Below are 1,294 nucleotides of genomic sequence, written 5' to 3'. Positions count from 1 at the left end.
TGCCTCCGAACCATCCGGCACCCGCGGGTGCGCCGGGTGCCCCGGCCACCGCTCCGGGCGCCGGGGGCGCCGCGGCGCCCGGGAAGGCGCCGGCCCCGGGAAGCACCCGGGTGGCGTCCTGCTGCGGGTCCGGCCCCGCGACATCCCGAGCACCGGACGTGGCGTCGGGCCACTCCGGTTGGGCGTCTTTCTGCCAATTCTTCACGCGCACGCACTTCCCCCCGAGGGACAGTTCTGGGTGCGCATACGACTCCGAGCACCCGTCGGCCGAACCGGCCCCCACCAGGTTCGAGCGCCCCCTGTACCACACCGTGCTCAGGCAAAGAATGTAGCGCACGCGGAGGGCATGTGGTTGCCGCGTGTCGGTTAATGGACGGACATCACAGTGTCGTCACTGGCCGGAATCCACCCTCCGGCGGGTCGCCGGAGCCACCCCTTCTCGGCCGCGACCTGGGACGCAGCCCGGCGCAGCGCGTCGAAGGCGGGGTGCACCAGCCCCTTTCGCCAGACCAGGGAAACCGGCGACAGCGGGACGGGATCGACGAGCGGACGCACCACGGTCGAGGCCATGGCCGGAAAGCTCACCACCGCGAGGATCGGATGGCGGGTCTTGTCCATGATCCGCCGGAACTCCTCGTCCCCGACCGCCAGCGGAACGGGTGGCGCCACCTCGATGCCGCGTCCCTCGAACAGGCGGTGTCCGAGGTCGGTCCACTCCGGCGTCCGCGGATTGCCGGCCCCGGCGTACACGGTCTCGCCCGCGAGGGCGGCGAGCGGCACCTCGGGGAGCGGGGCCAGGGGGTGGTCCTCGGGCAGGACGACCGCCATGGGCTCGTAGCGGACCGGCTGGTGGCCGAGTCCCGCCCGCAGCGCCGGCGGAAGTCCCGCGAACCGGCCGAACGAGGCGTCGAGCCGGCCCGCGAGCAGTTCGGCGGCGGCGCCGGTCAGCCCGCTCTCGTAGCGGGCCATGAGTTCCAGCTCGGGCGCGAGCCCGCGGGCCCGCTCCAGGACCAGGCGCCCGGTGACCAGCCCGGGCGAGTTGAGGTCGACCAGCAGCGGCCGGGCCTGCCCGAAGGCGGCGAGCAGGTCGTCCTGCGCCTGGAGCGCGCGGCGGGCGTACGGCAGCAGCCGCTCGCCGTCGGCCGTCAGGGTCACCTGCCGGGTGGAGCGGACGAACAGCTCGGCGCCCAGCTCGCGTTCCAGGCGCCGCACGTCGCGGCTGAGTGCCTGCTGGGCGACGTAGAGGCGGGCCGCGGCGCGGGTGAAGTGCAGTTCCTCGGCGACGGTGACGAAG

At 74.2% G+C, this 1,294-nt stretch carries 1 protein-coding gene; it reads right to left on the bottom strand.

Going from position 1 to position 1,294, the window contains the following annotated elements; translation table 11 throughout:
* Nucleotides 1-366 precede the first annotated feature (366 nt).
* Nucleotides 367-1,294 (bottom strand): LysR family transcriptional regulator (locus GTW67_RS01460; RefSeq protein WP_161162979.1); only part of this gene is annotated, 928 nt, incomplete at its 5' end.

This window comes from Streptomyces sp. SID5910 (assembly GCF_009862125.1).
Classification (GTDB): Bacteria; Actinomycetota; Actinomycetes; order Streptomycetales; family Streptomycetaceae; genus Streptomyces.
Note: the sequence above shows the minus strand (reverse complement) of the source record. Positions and strands in the feature narration are given on the sequence as shown.